General features: G+C 54.1%; 17 protein-coding genes, 1 tRNA gene, 1 other RNA gene and 1 pseudogene. 10 read left to right on the top strand and 10 right to left on the bottom strand.

The annotated features are described in order from the left end of the window. Nucleotide 1: 1 nt before the first annotated feature. The 3 genes from DL239_RS14820 to fumC are packed head-to-tail and all read right to left on the bottom strand — an operon-like array spanning nt 2 to nt 1,787. Nucleotides 2-220: a ribbon-helix-helix domain-containing protein gene (locus DL239_RS14820; RefSeq protein WP_167684878.1), complete on the bottom strand. Its 219-nt coding sequence runs from the start codon at nt 218-220 to the stop codon at nt 2-4. Then, nucleotides 217-393 carry a DUF4169 family protein gene (locus tag DL239_RS14815; protein ID WP_167684877.1) on the bottom strand — a complete coding sequence of 59 codons (177 nt, stop codon included), beginning with the start codon at nt 391-393 and terminating at the stop codon, nt 217-219. The genes DL239_RS14820 and DL239_RS14815 overlap by 4 nt, the downstream gene beginning before the upstream one ends. Further along, nucleotides 393-1,787, bottom strand: coding sequence for a class II fumarate hydratase (gene fumC, locus DL239_RS14810; protein WP_167684876.1), 1,395 nt, complete (start codon nt 1,785-1,787; stop codon nt 393-395). The genes DL239_RS14815 and fumC overlap by 1 nt, the downstream gene beginning before the upstream one ends. A gap of 262 nt (nt 1,788-2,049) precedes the next feature. On the opposite strand from fumC, the gene DL239_RS14805 reads away from it, so the two are divergent. Continuing rightward, a complete protein-coding gene (locus DL239_RS14805) occupies nt 2,050-2,556 on the top strand; it encodes a hypothetical protein (protein WP_167684912.1) in 507 nt (168 codons plus the stop codon). 59 nt (nt 2,557-2,615) lie between these two features. On the opposite strand, the gene DL239_RS14800 is transcribed toward DL239_RS14805, so the two are convergent. From DL239_RS14800 to DL239_RS14775, 6 genes are all read right to left on the bottom strand, one after another. Then, a complete protein-coding gene (locus DL239_RS14800) occupies nt 2,616-3,080 on the bottom strand; it encodes an SspB family protein (protein ID WP_167684875.1) in 465 nt (154 codons plus the stop codon). Between the two features lie 125 nt (nt 3,081-3,205). Beyond that, a complete protein-coding gene (gene chrA / locus DL239_RS14795; protein ID WP_240931880.1) occupies nt 3,206-4,450 on the bottom strand; it encodes a chromate efflux transporter in 1,245 nt (414 codons plus the stop codon). 20 nt (nt 4,451-4,470) lie between these two features. Next, nucleotides 4,471-5,280, bottom strand: a complete 810-nt coding sequence (locus DL239_RS14790) for a chromate resistance protein ChrB domain-containing protein (protein ID WP_167684873.1) — start codon at nt 5,278-5,280, stop codon at nt 4,471-4,473. Nucleotides 5,281-5,404: 124 nt separating this feature from the next. Next, complete coding sequence (locus DL239_RS14785) at nt 5,405-5,836, bottom strand: ester cyclase (protein ID WP_167684872.1); 432 nt, start codon at nt 5,834-5,836, stop codon at nt 5,405-5,407. 156 nt (nt 5,837-5,992) lie between these two features. Next, nucleotides 5,993-6,345: a transfer-messenger RNA gene (gene ssrA, locus DL239_RS14780) on the bottom strand. A 55-nt stretch (nt 6,346-6,400) separates the two neighbouring features. Further along, nucleotides 6,401-7,165: a FadR/GntR family transcriptional regulator gene (locus DL239_RS14775; RefSeq protein ID WP_167684871.1), complete on the bottom strand. Its 765-nt coding sequence runs from the start codon at nt 7,163-7,165 to the stop codon at nt 6,401-6,403. 154 nt (nt 7,166-7,319) lie between these two features. Between DL239_RS14775 and DL239_RS14770 the strand changes: the two genes are divergently transcribed. Both DL239_RS14770 and acuI read left to right on the top strand, forming a co-directional pair. Next, complete coding sequence (locus DL239_RS14770; RefSeq protein WP_167684870.1) at nt 7,320-8,423, top strand: dimethylsulfoniopropionate demethylase; 1,104 nt, start codon at nt 7,320-7,322, stop codon at nt 8,421-8,423. An 11-nt stretch (nt 8,424-8,434) separates the two neighbouring features. Then, complete coding sequence (gene acuI / locus DL239_RS14765) at nt 8,435-9,427, top strand: acryloyl-CoA reductase (protein WP_167684869.1); 993 nt, start codon at nt 8,435-8,437, stop codon at nt 9,425-9,427. A gap of 56 nt (nt 9,428-9,483) precedes the next feature. Here the strand turns inward: acuI and DL239_RS14760 are convergent, their stop codons facing one another. Next, on the bottom strand, nt 9,484-9,867 hold the full coding sequence (locus DL239_RS14760) for a VOC family protein (protein ID WP_167684868.1): 384 nt from the start codon (nt 9,865-9,867) through the stop codon (nt 9,484-9,486). A gap of 128 nt (nt 9,868-9,995) precedes the next feature. Between DL239_RS14760 and DL239_RS14755 the strand changes: the two genes are divergently transcribed. From DL239_RS14755 to DL239_RS14725, 7 genes and pseudogenes are all read left to right on the top strand, one after another. Continuing rightward, on the top strand, nt 9,996-11,219 hold the full coding sequence (locus DL239_RS14755) for an aminotransferase class V-fold PLP-dependent enzyme (protein WP_167684867.1): 1,224 nt from the start codon (nt 9,996-9,998) through the stop codon (nt 11,217-11,219). 226 nt (nt 11,220-11,445) lie between these two features. Further along, a complete protein-coding gene (locus DL239_RS14750) occupies nt 11,446-11,886 on the top strand; it encodes a TrgA family protein (RefSeq protein WP_167684866.1) in 441 nt (146 codons plus the stop codon). 30 nt (nt 11,887-11,916) lie between these two features. Continuing rightward, nucleotides 11,917-13,035 (top strand): NUDIX domain-containing protein, encoded by a 1,119-nt coding sequence (locus DL239_RS14745; RefSeq protein WP_167684865.1) that lies wholly within the window; start codon nt 11,917-11,919, stop codon nt 13,033-13,035. Between the two features lie 73 nt (nt 13,036-13,108). Then, nucleotides 13,109-14,140, top strand: a complete 1,032-nt coding sequence (locus DL239_RS14740) for a cysteine synthase A (protein WP_167684864.1) — start codon at nt 13,109-13,111, stop codon at nt 14,138-14,140. Continuing rightward, nucleotides 14,140-16,554 carry a DUF3772 domain-containing protein gene (locus DL239_RS14735; protein WP_167684863.1) on the top strand — a complete coding sequence of 805 codons (2,415 nt, stop codon included), beginning with the start codon at nt 14,140-14,142 and terminating at the stop codon, nt 16,552-16,554. The genes DL239_RS14740 and DL239_RS14735 overlap by 1 nt, the downstream gene beginning before the upstream one ends. Then, nucleotides 16,547-17,263 (top strand): annotated as a pseudogene (locus DL239_RS14730) (alanyl-tRNA editing protein). The gene DL239_RS14735 and the pseudogene DL239_RS14730 overlap by 8 nt, the downstream one beginning before the upstream one ends. A gap of 79 nt (nt 17,264-17,342) precedes the next feature. Further along, a tRNA-Ser gene (locus DL239_RS14725) sits at nt 17,343-17,432 on the top strand. The last annotated feature ends 25 nt before the right edge of the window (nt 17,433-17,457 follow it).

Below are 17,457 nucleotides of genomic sequence, written 5' to 3'. Positions count from 1 at the left end.
GCTAGCTCGCCGTTAAACGTCTGAGCACAAACAATCGAATTGCCGACGCAAGGCCGCAATCTGTGCCACGGGACTCGTCGATCTCGGCTGCCAGATCATTGATTGGGCGTCCATCCTCTGCGGCGATTTTTCGAAATGTTGACCAGAACTCATCCTCTAGCGACACCGAAGTACGATGTCCGCGCAGGGTTAGCGAATGTTTGCGAGGGCGGTTGTTCATGTGTCGCTTTGGTGTCCATCAAGATCACGCTTAGCTTTATCAAGTGTGGAGCGATCCAGTTGCTTTTCAGCCTTGCTGCGCCCATGTTTGATGGCGTTTTGGTCAGCGCGGGCCTTTTTCTCGGCCCGCGCTTTTTGTTTCTTGAACCGGTTCAGGTTGACCGGTTCAGCCATCAGTCTTTGGGTCCGACCATCTGCTCGGGGCGGACAACAGCGTCAAAGGTCGCTTCGTCAACAAAGCCGAGGGCAATAGCCTCTTCCTTGAGCGTGGTGCCATTTTTGTGCGCAGTCTTGGCCACCTTGGTGGCGTTGTCATAGCCGATGGTTGGGGCCAGAGCTGTAACCAGCATCAGGCTTTCTTTCATCAGCTTGTCGATGCGTGGCTCATTGGCCTTGATGCCGTTCAGCATACGCTCGGTGAAGCTGTCGGCGACGTCACCCAACAATTGCATGGATTGCAGCAGGTTGTAGGACATCATCGGGTTATAAACGTTCAGCTCAAAGTGGCCTTGCGAGCCAGCAAAAGTCATCGCAGCGTTGTTACCCATGACGTGGGCAGCAACTTGGGTCATAGCTTCGGCCTGAGTTGGGTTCACTTTACCGGGCATGATCGACGAACCCGGCTCATTCTCAGGCAGGATCAGCTCTCCCAGACCCGAACGTGGGCCAGAGCCCAAGAAACGGATGTCGTTGGCGATTTTGTACATCGAACCGGCAACGGTAGCCAAAGCGCCGGACATAAAGACCATAGCGTCATGTGCGGCCAGAGCTTCGAACTTGTTCGGTGCAGTGACAAAAGGCAGGCCGGTGATTTCACCCATGTTGGCGGCGACTTTCTCGCTCCAACCGTGCTGAGTGTTCAGGCCGGTGCCGACGGCTGTACCGCCTTGCGCTAGCTCATAAATACCGGGCAAGGCGGCTTCGATGCGCTGAATGCCCATGCGGACCTGGTGAGCATAGCCGCCAAATTCCTGACCCAGTGTCAGTGGCGTTGCATCCTGTGTATGGGTGCGGCCAATTTTGATGATGTCTTTGAACTCGTCGGACTTCGCTTCCAGTCCGGCCAGCAGCTTGTTCAGGCCGGGCATCAGCACGTCGCGCACTGTCATCGCAGCTGCGATGTGCATAGCAGTTGGGAAGGTGTCGTTTGACGACTGACCCATGTTGCAGTGATCGTTCGGATGCACCGGCTCTTTGGAGCCAATAACACCCCCCAAGATTTCAATCGCTCGGTTTGCGATCACTTCGTTCGAGTTCATATTCGACTGGGTCCCGGAACCGGTCTGCCAAACAACAAGTGGGAAGTTGTCGTCGAACTTGCCCTCAAAGACTTCGCCAGCTGCCTGGATAACCGCATCTGCGATCTCGGCCTCCATCTTTCCGGATTCTTTGTTGGCCATGGCGCAGGCTTGTTTGATCACACCCAGCGCGCGCACGATGGCGACGGGCTGCTTCTCCCAACCGATGGGGAAGTTCATGATCGAACGCTGGGTCTGGGCGCCCCAGTACTTGTCTGCGGGGACCTCTAGTGGGCCAAAGCTGTCTGTTTCGGTGCGGGTCTCGGACATCCGTTTACTCCGTCAGGTATGCGATTGTATGCCGTTTAGCCTGTGCGTGTGATAGGTGCAATTGGCCAGTTGCGCGCAGCATAGACGATCGTGACCCAAGGTATAGAGGGCAGGGCCGTTCAATTTTTCGCTAAGGCATTGTTTGTCGGCTGTGGAAGGTTACAGTGGCAGAGCTAGCAGCATCTCGCCCTAAGGAGGTCCCGTGGACAAACTCTGCAATCCGAACTCGTTTTCCCGCAGAAAGCTGCTGGGTGTTTTCGCCATGGCAGCGGCAGTTGTCATGTCAGGGCAAGCTGCACTGGCCGATATTTCGCGATTTGTGGGCGAGTATTCCGGGAGCGCGGATGTAGAGACACGTTCCGGGGAAATCTCACCTCGAGACATGAGCGTTGTCATTGGCGAAACCAGTGATGGCTACCGCGTGAAGTGGACGTCGACCACCCAAAAGAGTGACGGCCGGCGCAAGGCAAAGTCATATGAGATTGAGTTTCAGCCTTCGGGCCGTGACGGGGTGTATGCGGCAGCAATGAAGCGCAACGTTTTTGGGCACACTGAGCAATTGGATCCGATGAAGGGGGAGCCCTATGTTTGGAGCCGGATCACAGGCGACACACTAACGGTATTCTCATTGTTTGTGGCCCCGAACGGTGACTACGAGATGCAGCAATATGATCGCACGTTGGTAGACGGTGGGCTGCAGCTGGAATTCAACTCGCACCGAAATGGCATCCCAACCAGATTTATTTCGACATTCTTGGCGCGCCAGTAACGCCGATTCGGCGTATTTGGTGCGATTCTGAAATAGAGAAATAGTTCTGCGACTGAATTCTATTTGCGGAAGCTATCCAATGACACGACATCCGCGTCCGGCTTTGCATCTTCCTGAGTTTCGCTGATCAGTTCATCCACCACTGCGGCTGATTCCTCATCCGCTTCTTCTTCAGCGGATTCGAAACGCAGACCAAATTCCACCGATGGATCAACAAAGGTCTTGATCGCATCATAAGGGATATAAAGCGGCTCGGGTGCATCGCCAAAGTTTAGCGTAATGGCAAAGCCGTCGTCGCCAACCTCAAGGTTATCAAACCAATGCTGCATCACTACCGTCATCTCACCGGGGTAACGGTCAGACAACCAATCGGCCAATTCAGCGTCGGGGTGGTCGGTATCGAAGGTAATGAAAAAATGGTGATTTCCAGGAAGCCCCTTATCGGCAATATCCAACAGCACGGTCCGGATCAGACCGCGCATGGCTGTATGCATAAGATTTCCGTAGTCGATGTCGCGGGACATATCATCACCCTTTTAGCCCTTGCCTTAATCATAGGGGATTCGGTCAGAAACAAAAGAGCAGCAGCATAGAATTTGTGATTATCCTTCGGGCTCTATGCTGCATTGCTCTTTGATTAGTCGACGACTTATCCAACACCCGGCAGTAAGGTCGTGCCGATTCCAGCCAGTGCCATTAGGAACAGGGTCAGCATCATGCTACCGCGGGTAATCTGGGTTGCGACCGCGGCGAGGCAAACCAAACCGAGTGCCACAGGGTCTAGGCTGGCCCTGACAGGGACAGCAATCGATAGCAATTGGTGGTCAACACGCTCGACCTTTGTGAACAGCACATGCATCGCGAACCAGACCGACAGGTTCAGGATAACCCCAACAACCGAAGCGGTGATGGCCTTCAACGCTGCACCTAACCGAGGGTGTGAGGATATTTGCTCGACATATGGGGCTGCTAGAAAGATCCAAAGAAAGCAGGGCATGAAGGTGGCCCAGAGCGCAACCAGCCCAGCCGCAAGCCCAAGCGCGGGGCCTTGGGCCTGTAAGCCGGCCAACATGGCGACAAATTGGGTGACCAGGATCAGCGGGCCGGGTGTCGTTTCGGCCAAGCCGAGGGCGTCAATCATTTGTTCGGTCGAGATCCAGTGATAATTCTCAACCACGGTTTGGGTCATGTAGGCCAGGACGGCATAGGCGCCGCCAAATGTAACGACAGCCAGTTTAGCAAAGAACCACCCGATATTGGCCAGAAACGTTGCGCCTGACAGGCTAAGGGCGATCAATGGCAGCATCCAAAGCCCGCCCCAGGTCAGAATCTGCCGTCCCGCAAAAGAAACATTCAGCTGCTTGGGCGTCCCTTCGGGTTCAGCGCCCGCGCCGCCGCGCAGCAATCCATAAAGACCGGCCCCAAGCACGATCAGTGGAAACGGCAGGTTCAAGGCAAACAGACCAACAAACCCTAGGCCCGCTAGCACCCATGCACTGATGCCGTGCAGCGCCTTGCGAGCTAGTTTACGCAACGCCAGAAGAACTATGATTACCACCGAGGCTTTGATGCCAAGAAAGCCTGCCTGAACAAGCTCAAGTTCACCATAGACAGCGTAAAACCCAACCAGAATGCTGATGATCAGAGCGCCGGGTATGACAAATAACAGCCCCGCCAATAGCCCGCCAGGGATGCCTCGCAACCGCCACCCCGCATAGGTGGCAAGCTGCATTGCCTCGGGGCCGGGCAGCAGCATGCAAAACGACAGCGCGCGCAGGAAACCAGGCTCGCTCAGCCAGGGGCGATCCTCAACCAATTCGCGATGCATCACCGCAATTTGTGCCGCTGGCCCACCAAAGCTCAGCAGGCCGATGCGTCCAAAGACGCGGACCATTTCACTCATCGAAGGGCGCATTAGTTTTTCACCGCTGGCCAGTCATGTCCCTCGTCATGCGCATCGCGCGCCCAACGATAAAACGCGTCATACAGGGGCATTGCTGCCTCAAGCTGGTCGATGTCATTCTTGTATTGCCGTGACAGGCCTACCGACAGGGCAAGCAACCCAGCCGCCTGAGGGGCCAGTTCCGGCTTGTTGGTGTCGGCGGCACGAATGACGGCGGCAAGACGGGATAGGGCAGGTGTGGTTAGGCCAAACTCTGTCATCATCACGTCAAAACTGCACGACGGACCACGATGGCTCCAAAACGTGTTTTCAATGTCAAACGGTGTCGCGTTGAATTTCTCTGCCACCGCGGTGACTTCTGCTGGTGGAACAAACAGGAATTGGGCCTTGGGGTCGACAAAGCGGCGGATCAGCCAGGGGCAGGCGATACGGTCGATCTTGGGTCGGTGGCGGGTGACCCAAAGGCCACCGCTGTGCGGCTGGGGCAGGCTGGCCACAGGCACCAGCGGTAGCCCGGCATCGCGCCAGGCCCAGTTGCCACCAGCAAGAACCTCTGCCGCGATGCCATGGTTGCGCAATAACGCTGCAGCCCCATGCGAGAGTTTCTTGCCCTTCTGGCAAATTACAACAACACGACGCCCGGCCAACTCGGGTAACAAATGCAGGATTTGATCTGGGTGGTGACGTCGGGCCGACGGGATCAGTCTTGGGTCTAGGGTGAAGTCGTCATCACTGAGGACATCAATCAAAACCGGAGCCTCTGGTGTGCCGATTAGGCGCATCAATTGGGTGGGTGAAATTTCCGAGTATGCAGTAGCCATGGGGCATCCTTTCCGTAAACGGAGCAATGGATGCGAACCTTGGGCCTAAGCCTCACGGGGCGGTCGCGAAAACCCCATGGCGGTGACACAACGCTTTTTCAACGGGCCTGTCAAGCTCCGGTCATTACTTCCAAACGAGACGCTGGCCCGTCAAACAAATCGGCAGTGAATCTGTTGGCAGTTGTCCAAGCTGTTCAAACATAGTGAAAAAGTCGAATTGATAGTGGGTTTCTGCCAATCTGGTTCCTTCAAATCGCACCATAACCTGGCTTGAAATCGAAACCGGCTCACCGTTGTCATCTCTTTTTGCGTTAATCTCGGTCAAGGCTGCCAACCAATCGCCCTGTTCAACAGTTTGCTTCAGGGTCACATCGATCGATTGCAAGAGGCCGCGAACTGCAACCACAAGATCGCGGAACTCTTCTCGTGTCAGTCCAATCGAGGTGAGCACACCGTTGGCCGTGATATCCGGGACAAGCAAATGGTCGATGACGTTGAGATTTCCCTTGCTCCAAACCTCGTCATACCAGCTTTGCAGAATTTCAATTTTAGTCATGTGAGTACTTTCTTAGATAAGTACTTTTGTGGCCGGTGACCGTCAAAATTCGATGAACTTTTGCGGGCCATTATCAAGTGACGCGACGTCCGGATTTTTCTGCTTGTTCCGCGATATGCCGAAGGCGCCAAGAGCGAGCTAATTAGGGGGGGAGGTAGTGCAGGTTTCTGTTGCCAGGTACCTGCGAACCCCGCCTTAGGTCGCTAAACCTAAGGAGTTAGTTTCGGCGACATTTACAGCTTACGCTGCAACTGCCATTGCCGGAGCACGATTGTCATTTGCAATTGTACAGTTTTCGCCGGTAACGGTGGCAGACAGCCGAGACAAAGCTAACCCCTTTAGACGTTCGTCGATCCTATTTCGTCCCCATGATCCCCAAATGAAGGATGTTTGGTGGAGACGCCGGGTACCGCCCCCGGGTCCGATCCGCTTATTACGAGCGCATTTATGTCCATAGTCCCCGAGGGAACAACTGTAATATAGAGCCGGAAGATGTGAAGTTGAAGACCCAATTCGAAAAAAGAGACGGGTGGATTATTATTCCTGACCGAAGTCTACAACAGATCAACCGGTTATTTTCGTGATGGTGGCGGATCTCTGTCTTGCTGCGGAGCGAGCCGCGAATGCATCAGCCGCAATTTTGCGTGTTTCAGCTTCCAGATTGTGCAGGCATTCCACCGCAGCATCCCCATCACCACTTTCGATCGCATCTGTAATACTGCTGTGCAGGCAAACCATAATCTCTCGTGACCGCATGGTGAAAGTGATCATGTTCATCAAAGGCTGCATCGCCTCTATGGCGCCTGCCAGCTGGTAGGATAAAACAGGATTGGCAGCCCCATCAACGAGCGCTCTGTGGAATGCGACGTCAGAGGCACAATAGGCCTCATCGGTAAGGCTGGGTTGGCTTTGCCGGAATATTTCTGTGCGCATGGTGGCCAATTGATCAGCCGTGCGGCGTTCCGCAGACAGTGGTGCACAGGAGCGTTCCAAGGCGTACCGAGCCTCGCAAGCGGTATCGAAGCTAACCTCATTCATAGAAAGCAACAGAGTCGAGGTTGTTACGTGATCAGCATAGGCCTCTTGAAAGCTGAGCCGATTCACGAATGCACCGCCCGTCGCGCCGCGCTGTGTTCGGATCAGAGATTGAGCCGCCAATCTTTTCAAAGCTTCGCGAACCGTCGGCCGTGAGACTTGGAAGTAGTCAGCCAACTCTGCCTCTGAGGGCAATCGTTCGTTGATGATCAGATCGCCGGCAACAATCGAATCCCTGATCGCCTTGGCGATTTGAGCCGAAAGGTTGGCGGAGCTGTTTGGGTCAATCTTCACGTCGTTGTCTCGTGTCTGTGGTGCGAACTAGTGCTTTTAATATTTTTATTGTCTGACATTTAAAAGTCTGACACTAAAAAAGCAAGAGTTGAGTCGAGGGATTCTGACGTGTTTCCTTCAAAATGTAGTCGCTGAGCAAGTCAGAGAGATAGCAATGGCATTGATTTCACCGTCGCGGCGTTTGCGTAGAACCCCTTTTTCCGAAGGAGTCGAAGCAGCCGATGTAAAAGCTTACACTGTTTACAATCACATGTTGCTTCCAACCGTGTTTGAGAGTGTTGAAGCGGATTACCATCATCTGAAGAAACACGTACAGGTCTGGGACGTGTCCTGCGAACGTCAGGTAGAGCTGCGTGGTCCGGATGCCGGGCGGCTGATGCAGATGCTGACGCCACGCGATTTGCGGGGTATGCAGCCCGGGCAGTGCTATTATGTTCCAATCGTCGATGAAACGGGTGGCATGCTGAATGATCCAGTTGCAGTGAAACTGGCAGAAGACCGATGGTGGATCTCTATAGCGGATAGCGATTTACTGTATTGGGTCAAAGGCATCGCCAATGGCTGGCGCTTGGACGTTCTGGTGGATGAGCCGGACGTGTCGCCACTGGCAATCCAAGGCCCAAAGGCTGAGACGCTGATGGAGCGGGTGTTTGGCAGCAGTATCCGCGATATCCGTTTCTTCCGATTTGGCGTATTTCAGTTCCAGGGGCGCGATCTGGTCATTGCTCGCTCTGGCTACTCAAAGCAGGGCGGTTTTGAAATTTATGTCGAAGATGGCGAAATCGGCATGCCGCTTTGGATTAAGCTGTTTGAGGCCGGTGTGGATCTGGAAGTGCGGGCAGGGTGCCCTAATCTGATTGAACGGATCGAAGGCGGTTTGCTGAGCTTTGGAAACGACATGACTGACGACAATACACCGCACGAATGTGGGTTGGGCAGGTTTTGTGATACTCATTCAGCGATTGGCTGTATTGGCCGCGATGCGTTGTTGCGGGTGGCAAAAGAGGGGCCGGTTCAACAGATTAGACCACTTTCTATCAGTGGGGATCCTGTACCGGCCTGTACCGACTATTGGCCACTTTACGCGTCAGGTAAGCGCGTCGGGCGGGTGTCTTCAGCTGCTTGGTCGCCTGATTTCCGGATGAATGTGGCAATTGGCATGGTTCGTATGACCCACTGGGACGCAGGTAGTAAGCTTGAAGTGGAAACGCCTGACGGCATGCGCACGGCGACGGTTCGCGACAAGTTTTGGATTTGAAGGAGAGAACTATGTTCAATGCATTGGTTGTAAATAGAGACGAAGAAAGTCGTAAAACGTCAGCTGCAGTAGAGCAGATCAGTCTGGATCAACTGCCCGACGGTGAAGTGACGGTGGCTGTGGAGTATTCCACGGTGAACTATAAAGACGGCCTGTGCATTGGTCCTGGCGGTGGGTTGGTTCGAAAGTATCCTCATGTGCCCGGAATTGATTTTGCCGGGACCGTCGAGACCAGTTCTGACGATCGCTACAAGGCGGGCGATAAGGTGGTATTGACGGGCTGGCGCGTGGGTGAGGCCCATTGGGGCGGGTACTCGCAGAAGGCCAATGTCAAAGCTGACTGGCTGGTGCCGCTGCCCGATGGGTTGGACACTCGTCAAGCGATGGCTGTTGGTACGGCTGGTTTTACCGCGATGCTGGCAGTAATGGCGTTGGAAGACCACGGCTTGCAGAACAGTCATGGTCCAGTTCTGGTGACCGGTGCCGCTGGTGGTGTGGGTTCGGTTGCAACCGCGATTTTGGCCAACCTTGGATATGAGGTGGCAGGAGTTACAGGGCGACCTGAGACCTCTGAATATTTAACGTCTCTGGGTGCGACCCAGATCGTTGCACGTGACGAATTGAATGAGACAGTAAAGCGACCGCTGGAATCCGAAAACTGGGCGGGATGTGTGGATGCAGTCGGTGGCGCGATGTTGGCGCGGGTGTTGGGGCAGATGAAATACGGCGCATCGGTCTCGGCTGTTGGGCTTGCTGGCGGGGCAGGGTTGCCGGCCACAGTCATTCCGTTCCTGTTGCGGGGTGTGAACCTGCTGGGCATCGATAGCGTCATGCAGCCGTACGACAACCGTGTGCGCGCTTGGAAACGCATCGCGTCAGATCTGCCGATGGAGAAGCTAGAGGCGATGGTGCAGCCAGCTACGTTGAGCGATCTACCTCAGTTAGGGGCGGACATCCTAAATGGTCAGGTGAAGGGACGTGTAGTTGTTGACGTAAATAACTGATTTTACGCGGTTAACGAGTGAAGAATTGGCCCCGTTAATAGCGGGGCCAATTTTGTTCAGTGGTCGTGACCAAAGAAGAAACCAACTGAATTGCCATCTGGATCCTTGGCATGGAAGAACCGACCTGGGGGAATCTCAATGGCTTCTGATGTGACTTCCCCACCTGCATTTGCGACGCGCACCATCACCTCTTCCAATGTGCCTTGGGCCGACAGGTGAAGGGTTGGACCGCTGCCGTCAATTGCTGGCTTGCCGGGATAAAGATGCAGGGCAACGCCGGTTTTCTCGTCCGCGGGCTTGAACATCGCAATTGGGTTTGGTCCACCGTCGCAAATGCTCAGATCAGCGCCTGTGACTGTGCCGTAAAATTCGCAAGCTTTGGCCAGATCAGTAACGGGTATTTCGCCCCAAACCAGAAAATCCTTGGGTGAGTAGCTCATAATGTGTGTCCTTTGTTGTGCCAGCCTAGGATGACACTGCCTGCTGACAGTTAGCGTCATTAGTCAGTGGACTTGACCATTGGCGCCAACAACGGCACTGATTTTGAAAGAGAAGGATGGGAGAAGTTATGTCGTTGGATATCGAATTTGTACGCAGCCAGTTTCCTGCGTTTGCGGAGCCATCTTTGGATGGGCAGGCGTTTTTTGAAAATGCTGGGGGGTCGTACACCTGCCAGCCGGTCATTGACCGGCTGACGCGGTTCTATACCCAACGAAAGGTGCAGCCCTACGCCCCGTATCAGGCCTCGCGCCTTGCTGGGGAAGAAATGGATGAGGCCCGGCAGCGACTGGCCGCTATGATGGGGGTTGAGACGGACGAGTTGAGCTTTGGCCCTTCGACAACCCAGAACACTTACGTGCTGTCACAGGCGTTCAAAGGTTTCATGGAAAAGGGCGAAGCCATAATTGTGACCAACCAGGATCACGAGGCGAACTCGGGGCCGTGGCGCAGGCTGGCTGAGCATGGGATCGAAGTCCGCGAATGGCAGATTGACCCGCAGTCAGGGCATTTGAATCTGGAGGACCTAGCGGAGTTGCTGGACGAGAAGGTTCGTTTGGTCTGCTTCCCGCATTGTTCAAACGTTGTTGGTGAGATTAATCCGGTAGCGGATATCACGACGATGGCCCATACCGCTGGTGCCTTTGTTTGCGTGGATGGGGTGTCATACGCACCGCATGGCTTGCCAAATGTCGGTGATCTGGGTGCCGACATCTATCTGTTTTCAGCATATAAGACATATGGTCCGCATCAGGGGGTGATGGTTGTCAGGCGGGCCTTGGCCGAGTTGCTGCCCAATCAGGCACATTTTTTCAACGGTGATGTTGGGTATAAACGATTTACCCCGGCGGGTCCTGATCATGCGCAGATTGCGGCCAGCGCGGGGATGGCGGATTACATCGACATGCTATGTGACCACCACGCAGGCCCGGAATCTGATCCTGCTGAGCGAGCTAGCTTTGTACATGACTTGATGCGGGCACATGAGGTCAAATTACTGCAACCGGTGTTGGAAGCAGTGAAGGATCGCAATGATGTCCGATTGATTGGTCCGGATGATGCCAATCTAAGGGCCCCGACTGTCGCGCTGCAGCTAAAGACACCGGCTGAGCCAATTGCAGCGGAACTGGCGAAAAAAGGGATCATGGCTGGTGGAGGAGACTTTTACGCAGTCCGCGCGCTGAAGGCATTGGGGATTGACCCAGCTGCAGGTGTGCTGCGCCTTAGCTTCACCCATTACACGTCTGAAAATGAGGTTAAAAAACTGTTAACAGTGCTTGATGAAGTTCTCTGATAGTCTCCAGTTTGTACGCAGAGTTAACGGCGTTTTAGGCAGGTGTTTGTTTGATCGCGGGCCCTAGCCTTGGGACCCGCTTTCCAATCTGTTTGGGCGGCTAAGAGGTTGGGGCCTTGATGATAGGCTTGAAAGAAAGTCGAAATTTTACCTGACCTCTTGCGCAGCGGCAGTTAAAACGTGAACCTGTGATCTAACATCAAATCGCTAGACGGATTTTGTCCTTATGCCCACCGGAGCCAAACTTACGGCCGCCCTTTGCCTGACCCTCCTTGCCTTCATCCTGTCGGGGCAGATCAAACCTTTGATGCCAGAGGGCACGAATTTTGGGTATTTTACCCAAATAAATATGGTGATTGGCCTGATCGTCGGTTGGGTCGTAATGGGTAAGCGAGCAGGCCGGGGAACAGCGGCAGCCATTAACAATGGTATCAGTGGTGTCGCCGTCATGCTGTTCTGGGGGTTGTTTATCTATGGCTGCAAAGAGATGTTCCGGCTGGCGATGCGCAATCGGTACGGTGGGCCATTTGAAGCCCTGTCGGAGATTTTCGTAATCGGGCTGGACTACGCCATCATAATCTTTGTCCCTCAGGTTATCGGGATGGTACTGATTGGCGCGCTTGCGTCGGGGTTGGCGACCGAAAGCGCATCGCGTCGTTGGCGTTGATTTTCATTTTAAAATAAAAGGTTACGGCGCATGGCAGATCTGTTTTTCTATGGAACTTTACGCTATGCGCCATTGCTGGAGCTAGTGCTAGGACGGTCCGGCGCAGACCTGGATGCAAGAGAGGCAAGCCTTGCCGGGCATGGTATTTTTGCGGTGCAGGGGCAAATTTTTCCGGCGATCGAAGAGCGAAGCGATCATGTTGCTCAGGGCGTTTTGGTGCGGGGATTGTCAAAAGAGGGCGTCACCGCCTTGAATTTCTATGAGGGTGGGTTTGATTACGACCTGAAAGATGTGGCCGTGATAACGCTAGACGGGCAAGAGGTCGCGGCTCAGGTTTATTTCCCAGAACCCGGATTATGGAAAACCGAAGACGCTTGGGATTTGCAGGGCTGGATTTCTGAGTGGGGTGCGCTGACGCTGCGAGCCGCACAAGAGGTGATGTCGTATCAAGGTAGGATGAGTGCGGCAGAAGTCGCTACGTGTTTTCCTTCCATTCGGATTCGGGCCGCGGCTTGGTTGGCTGCACAGGCGCGATCAGGGGATTCGGATCACGACTTGAGCAAGGATGTGGTGGTGCACAACCACAAGCGTGCGCATCTTAATTTTTTTGCCATGGAAGAGATGGATCTGCAGTACCGACGCTATGACGGCAGCCTTAGCCCGGTCATCAATCGCGCAGCTGCGCTTGTTGGTCACGCTGCTGTGGTACTTCCCTATGATCCGGTTCGCGACGAGGTGTTGCTGGTCGAACAATTTCGCGCCGCTACATACATCGCCGGGGAACAACGCCCTTGGATGTGGGAACCCGTGTCAGGTCTAATTGATCCCGGCGAAACGGCAGAACAGGCTGCGCGCCGCGAAGCGATGGAAGAGGCCGGGGTTACGTTATCGGCGTTGGAACCGGTAGCGCAGGTTTACCCTTCGAGCGGAGCTTCTGGCGAGTTTATTCACATTTTTGTGGGGGTAGGCGACCTAACGAAGTGCGGGGCAGGCGGTGGGCTTGCTGCTGAGGGAGAAGACATTCGCAGCAAGATCATAGGGTTTGACGAACTGATGGCTGAAATTGACGCTCAGTCCTTTTTGGATATGCCACTTGTGACTGCCGCGCTATGGCTGGCCAGACACCGGGCAAGACTACGCGACGGATAGTCCTTGTATGTTCTGTCCTTGAGGTCACCTCGGGCCTTGGGTACATCTTAGGCAACTGATCGAAAGGGAAACCATGCGCATCGCACGTGATCTGGCCGACGCCATTGGCCACACTCCGCTTATTCGTCTTAATCGCGTCAGCGAAGAGACCGGCTGTGAAATTCTGGGTAAAGCCGAATTCATGAACCCAGGCCAGTCGGTGAAAGACCGCGCTGCCCTGTACATCATCAAGGATGCAATCGCCCGTGGGGATCTAAAACCCGGCGGCACGATCGTTGAGGGCACGGCTGGCAACACTGGAATTGGTCTTGCTCTTGTTGGTGCTTCGATGGGGTTCAAGACTGTCATCGTAATTCCGGAAACCCAGTCCGAAGAGAAAAAGGACATGTTGCGACTGTCTGGTGCTCAATTGGTGCAGGTTCCGGCAGCGCCGTATCGTAACCCCAACAACTTTGTCCGCTATTCAGAGCGTCTGGCTGCCAAACTGGCAGAGACAGAACCAAATGGCGCGATCTGGGCTAATCAATTTGATAACGTTGCCAATAGGCAGGCACACCTTGAAACAACCGGACCTGAAATCTGGGAGCAGACCGACGGTGCTGTGGATGGCTTTGTCTGTGCGGTTGGGTCTGGTGGAACACTGGTTGGTGTGGCCCAAGCCCTACAGCCTAAAGGCGTGAAAATGGGGTTGGCTGATCCGATGGGCGCTGGACTGTATTCCTATTACACCACCGGTGAGATGGCTATGGAGGGTGGTTCCATTGCCGAAGGCATCGGTCAGGTTCGGATCACCAAAAACCTGGAAGGTTTCACACCGGATATGACGTATCAGGTGCCAGACGACGAAGCGATGCCGTATATCTTTGATCTGCTGCACGACGAAGGACTGGTTCTTGGCGGATCTTCAGCGATCAACATCGCCGGAGCGGTGCGGATGGCCAAGGAAATGGGCAAGGGACATACCATTGTTACCGTGTTGGCAGACTATGGGACCCGGTATCAGTCTAAACTGTTCAACCCTGAATTCCTGCGCGAGAAAAACTTGCCAGTGCCTGATTGGATGACCCACACCCCTGCATCTATCCCGGGTGTATTTGAAGACTAATGAGGCAATTTATGCAGTTCTTCCGGCTCTCCCTTGCGGTTCTTTGTTTCGCTGTTTGGGGGGCTGGGGGGGCTGACGCTCAGCTGTCCTCTACCGAACGAGATTACTACCAGGTTTGGCTCAAAACAGCAGAACGGGCGGAACAGGTTATCGACGAAGATCGTGCGTCTTCGGCTGCGTTGGAAGTTTTGCGACGTGAGATCGCAGACCACAGAGAAGTCTTTGCCAACACACGGGATGATAATGCTGATCGCATTGGCACGCTTAATTCTCAGCTCAGTGCTCTTGGGCCTGCGCCCGCCGAGGGAGAGGTCGAGGATGCTGATCTTGCATCACTTCGGTCCTCCCTCAATGATCAGCTAAATGCGCTGCGTGTTCCGCGTGTGGTTTCGGAAGAGGCCCACAGCCGAGCTAACGGGCTGATCGCTGAAATCGACAGCATCATTCGCAAACGCCAGACCAAGGCGCTGCTCCAACGTGGGCCTTCACCGCTAGATCCCGAGTATTGGCCGGAAGCATGGAGCGAGCTATCTCACGCAGCCATAGCAATCTGGAACGAAACGCTGCGGCAGATGTCGAGCGATACCACTCGTGAAAATCTGCAAAACAAGTTCCCCCTAATTCTGGGCTTAGTGCTCGCCGGGGGCGTGTTGGTGTTTCGAGGTAGGATATGGGCCCAACGCGTTGCAGAATATCTGGGTCATTTTGGAAAAAAAGGAAGCGATGTCAGGAGGTTCATTGCCTCTCTTGTGCAGGCAGTATTGCCCTTCTTTGGCGTGACACTGATTGTCCAGGCAATTTCAATTGCAGATATTTTGGGTGTGCGTGGAACAATTCTGCTGGAATCTGTGCCCGTGTGGGCAGCTATCCTGATCGCGTTCAATTGGTTGGGGCTACAGCTATTCGCCGGATCGGATAGCGATGACTTGGTTCCATTTCCCAAGGGACAACGCGCTGAGATGCGTTTGCTCATCGAGTTGGTCGCGGTCATGCATGTTTTACGCGATTTGCTAAACCAAGTTGAGCAAGTTGAAAATCTTACTGAACCGACCCGTGCTGTGCTTGCCTTTCCGATTATTTTGACCACCGCACTGTTACTGGTTCGGTTGCAGCGTATTGGTCTTAATCGCGTTCGTGAGGCAACGCAGGCCGGTGAAACCGGAGTGATTGTTGGTGCCAATAAGATGGTCCGTGGCATACGAAGGGCAGCTTATTTCCTTGGTGTCCTCTCACCCATACTGGCTGCGTTTGGTTATATTTTAGCCGCCGAAGCGATCATATATCCGGTTGTCATAACGCTGTTCGTTTTGTCAACTCTGCTTCTTTTGCAAGGGTTTATTAGCAATGTGTATGCGCTGGTTTCGGGCAAGCCCGAAGCGGCTCGTGACTCGCTGTTCTCTGTTCTTGTCGGATTTGTTCTTGCACTATGTTCAGTGCCGCTGCTGGCGCTGATCTGGGGAGCAAGGGTTGCAACCCTGACTGAACTTTGGTCCAGGTTCCTTGAAGGGTTCCAGCTTGGTGAAACGCGAATTTCGCCCAGCTCATTTTTGTTGTTCGTGCTGGTTTTTGCAGCCGGATATACTGTGACGCGGCTTGTTCAGAGCAGCCTGCGCAGTTCTTTATTGCCAAAAACCAAACTCGATCTTGGTGGACAGAACGCCATTGTTTCCGGAACTGGATACATCGGGATATTCTTGGCCGCAGTTGTGGCCATTTCTTGGGCTGGGCTGGATCTGTCGTCATTGGCCATTGTTGCAGGGGCACTGTCTGTAGGTATTGGTTTTGGCTTGCAAACAGTAGTGTCGAACTTCGTCTCTGGCATAATTTTGTTAGTCGAACGGCCAGTTTCAAAAGGTGACTGGATCGAAGTCGGCGGCATGATGGGGTATGTACGTGATATCTCTGTGCGCTCAACCCGGATCGAAACGTTCGATCGTACGGATGTGATTATTCCAAACTCGGATCTTATCACCGGCACCGTCACCAACTATACCCGCGGAAACACAGTGGGCAGGGTGATTGCGCCGGTTGGAGTGGCTTATGGCACTGATCCGCGAAGGGTGCAGGGAGTTTTGCTTGAAATCGCTAAGGCCCACCCAATGGTGCTGATGAACCCAGCTCCGAGCGTGGTGTTCCAGGGCTTTGGTGCAGACAGTTTGGATTTTGAAATCCGGGCCATTCTTAGGGATGTGAATTGGGTACTATCGGTGCGTTCCGATTTCAATTTTGAAATCGCGCGCCGTTTTGCCGAAGAAGATATCGAAATCCCGTTTGCACAGCGTGATTTGTGGATCCGCAATCCCGAGGTCTTAAGTAAGGCTCAGTCGGCTTCCCAACAGGTGACTACAGTTCCTAAACCCGAACATCCGGATTTCGGTGACCTGGCAGGCTCAGAAGGCGGCAATGATGACTGATCATCTATTCCAAAATGATGCTTATTTGCGCGAGAGCACTGGTAAGCTTCTGGCGCAAACTGAAGGCGACGGCGTGGTGTTGGATCGCTCGCAGTTTTATCCAACCGGTGGAGGACAGCCCGGCGACGCGGGGCGGCTTAGCTGGGACCATGGTATATGTTGAATTGAGACTTCGGTTAAAGGCGAGGGGGCAATAGTTTTGGTTCCAACCGACGGGCAGGGCTTGCCTCCGATTGCGAGCGAAGTAAAGCAAGAGATCGACTGGGCGTGCCGGTTCGGGCATATGCGTGTGCATACAGCACTTCACTTGCTGTCTGTGGTTATTCCGCTGCCTGTTAGCGGTGGGTCCATTGGTGTTGCAAAGGGACGCCTTGATTTCAACATGCCGGAGGCACCTGCGGATAAGGCGGCTTTGCAGGCGCAGCTGCAAGCTTTGATCGACCGTGATTTATCTGTCACTGGGGACTGGATCACCGAGGCCGAGCTGGAGGCCAATCCTCAGCTTGTTAATACGATGTCGGTGGCATCACCAAAGAACGCGGGTAGGGTCCGCTTGGTACGTATCGGTGTTGGTGGCGCTCAGGTAGACCTGCAACCTTGCGGCGGTACGCATGTTAAACAGACTTCCGAGATAGAAAAAATTCGCATCGGTAAGGTCGAAAAGAAGGGCAAAGTGAACCGCCGTGTCTACCTGCATCTAGATGGATGAATTAATCGACGATTGTGCTCACTTTTTTCCAAGTTTCGCTATTGCATTCTGGCTGTGCATCGGTCAAAACGCGCGCAGTGGACAGGTGGCCGAGTGGTCGAAGGCGCACGCCTGGAAAGTGTGTAGGCGGGAGACCGTCTCCAGGGTTCGAATCCCTGTCTGTCCGCCACCCTCACTTTTTCTCTGATTTTCCC

The organism is Parasedimentitalea denitrificans (assembly GCF_011813015.1).
GTDB classification, from domain to species: Bacteria; Pseudomonadota; Alphaproteobacteria; order Rhodobacterales; family Rhodobacteraceae; genus Parasedimentitalea; species Parasedimentitalea denitrificans.
The sequence above is the reverse complement of the archived record's forward strand: the minus strand, read 5'-3'. Positions and strand labels throughout refer to the sequence as shown.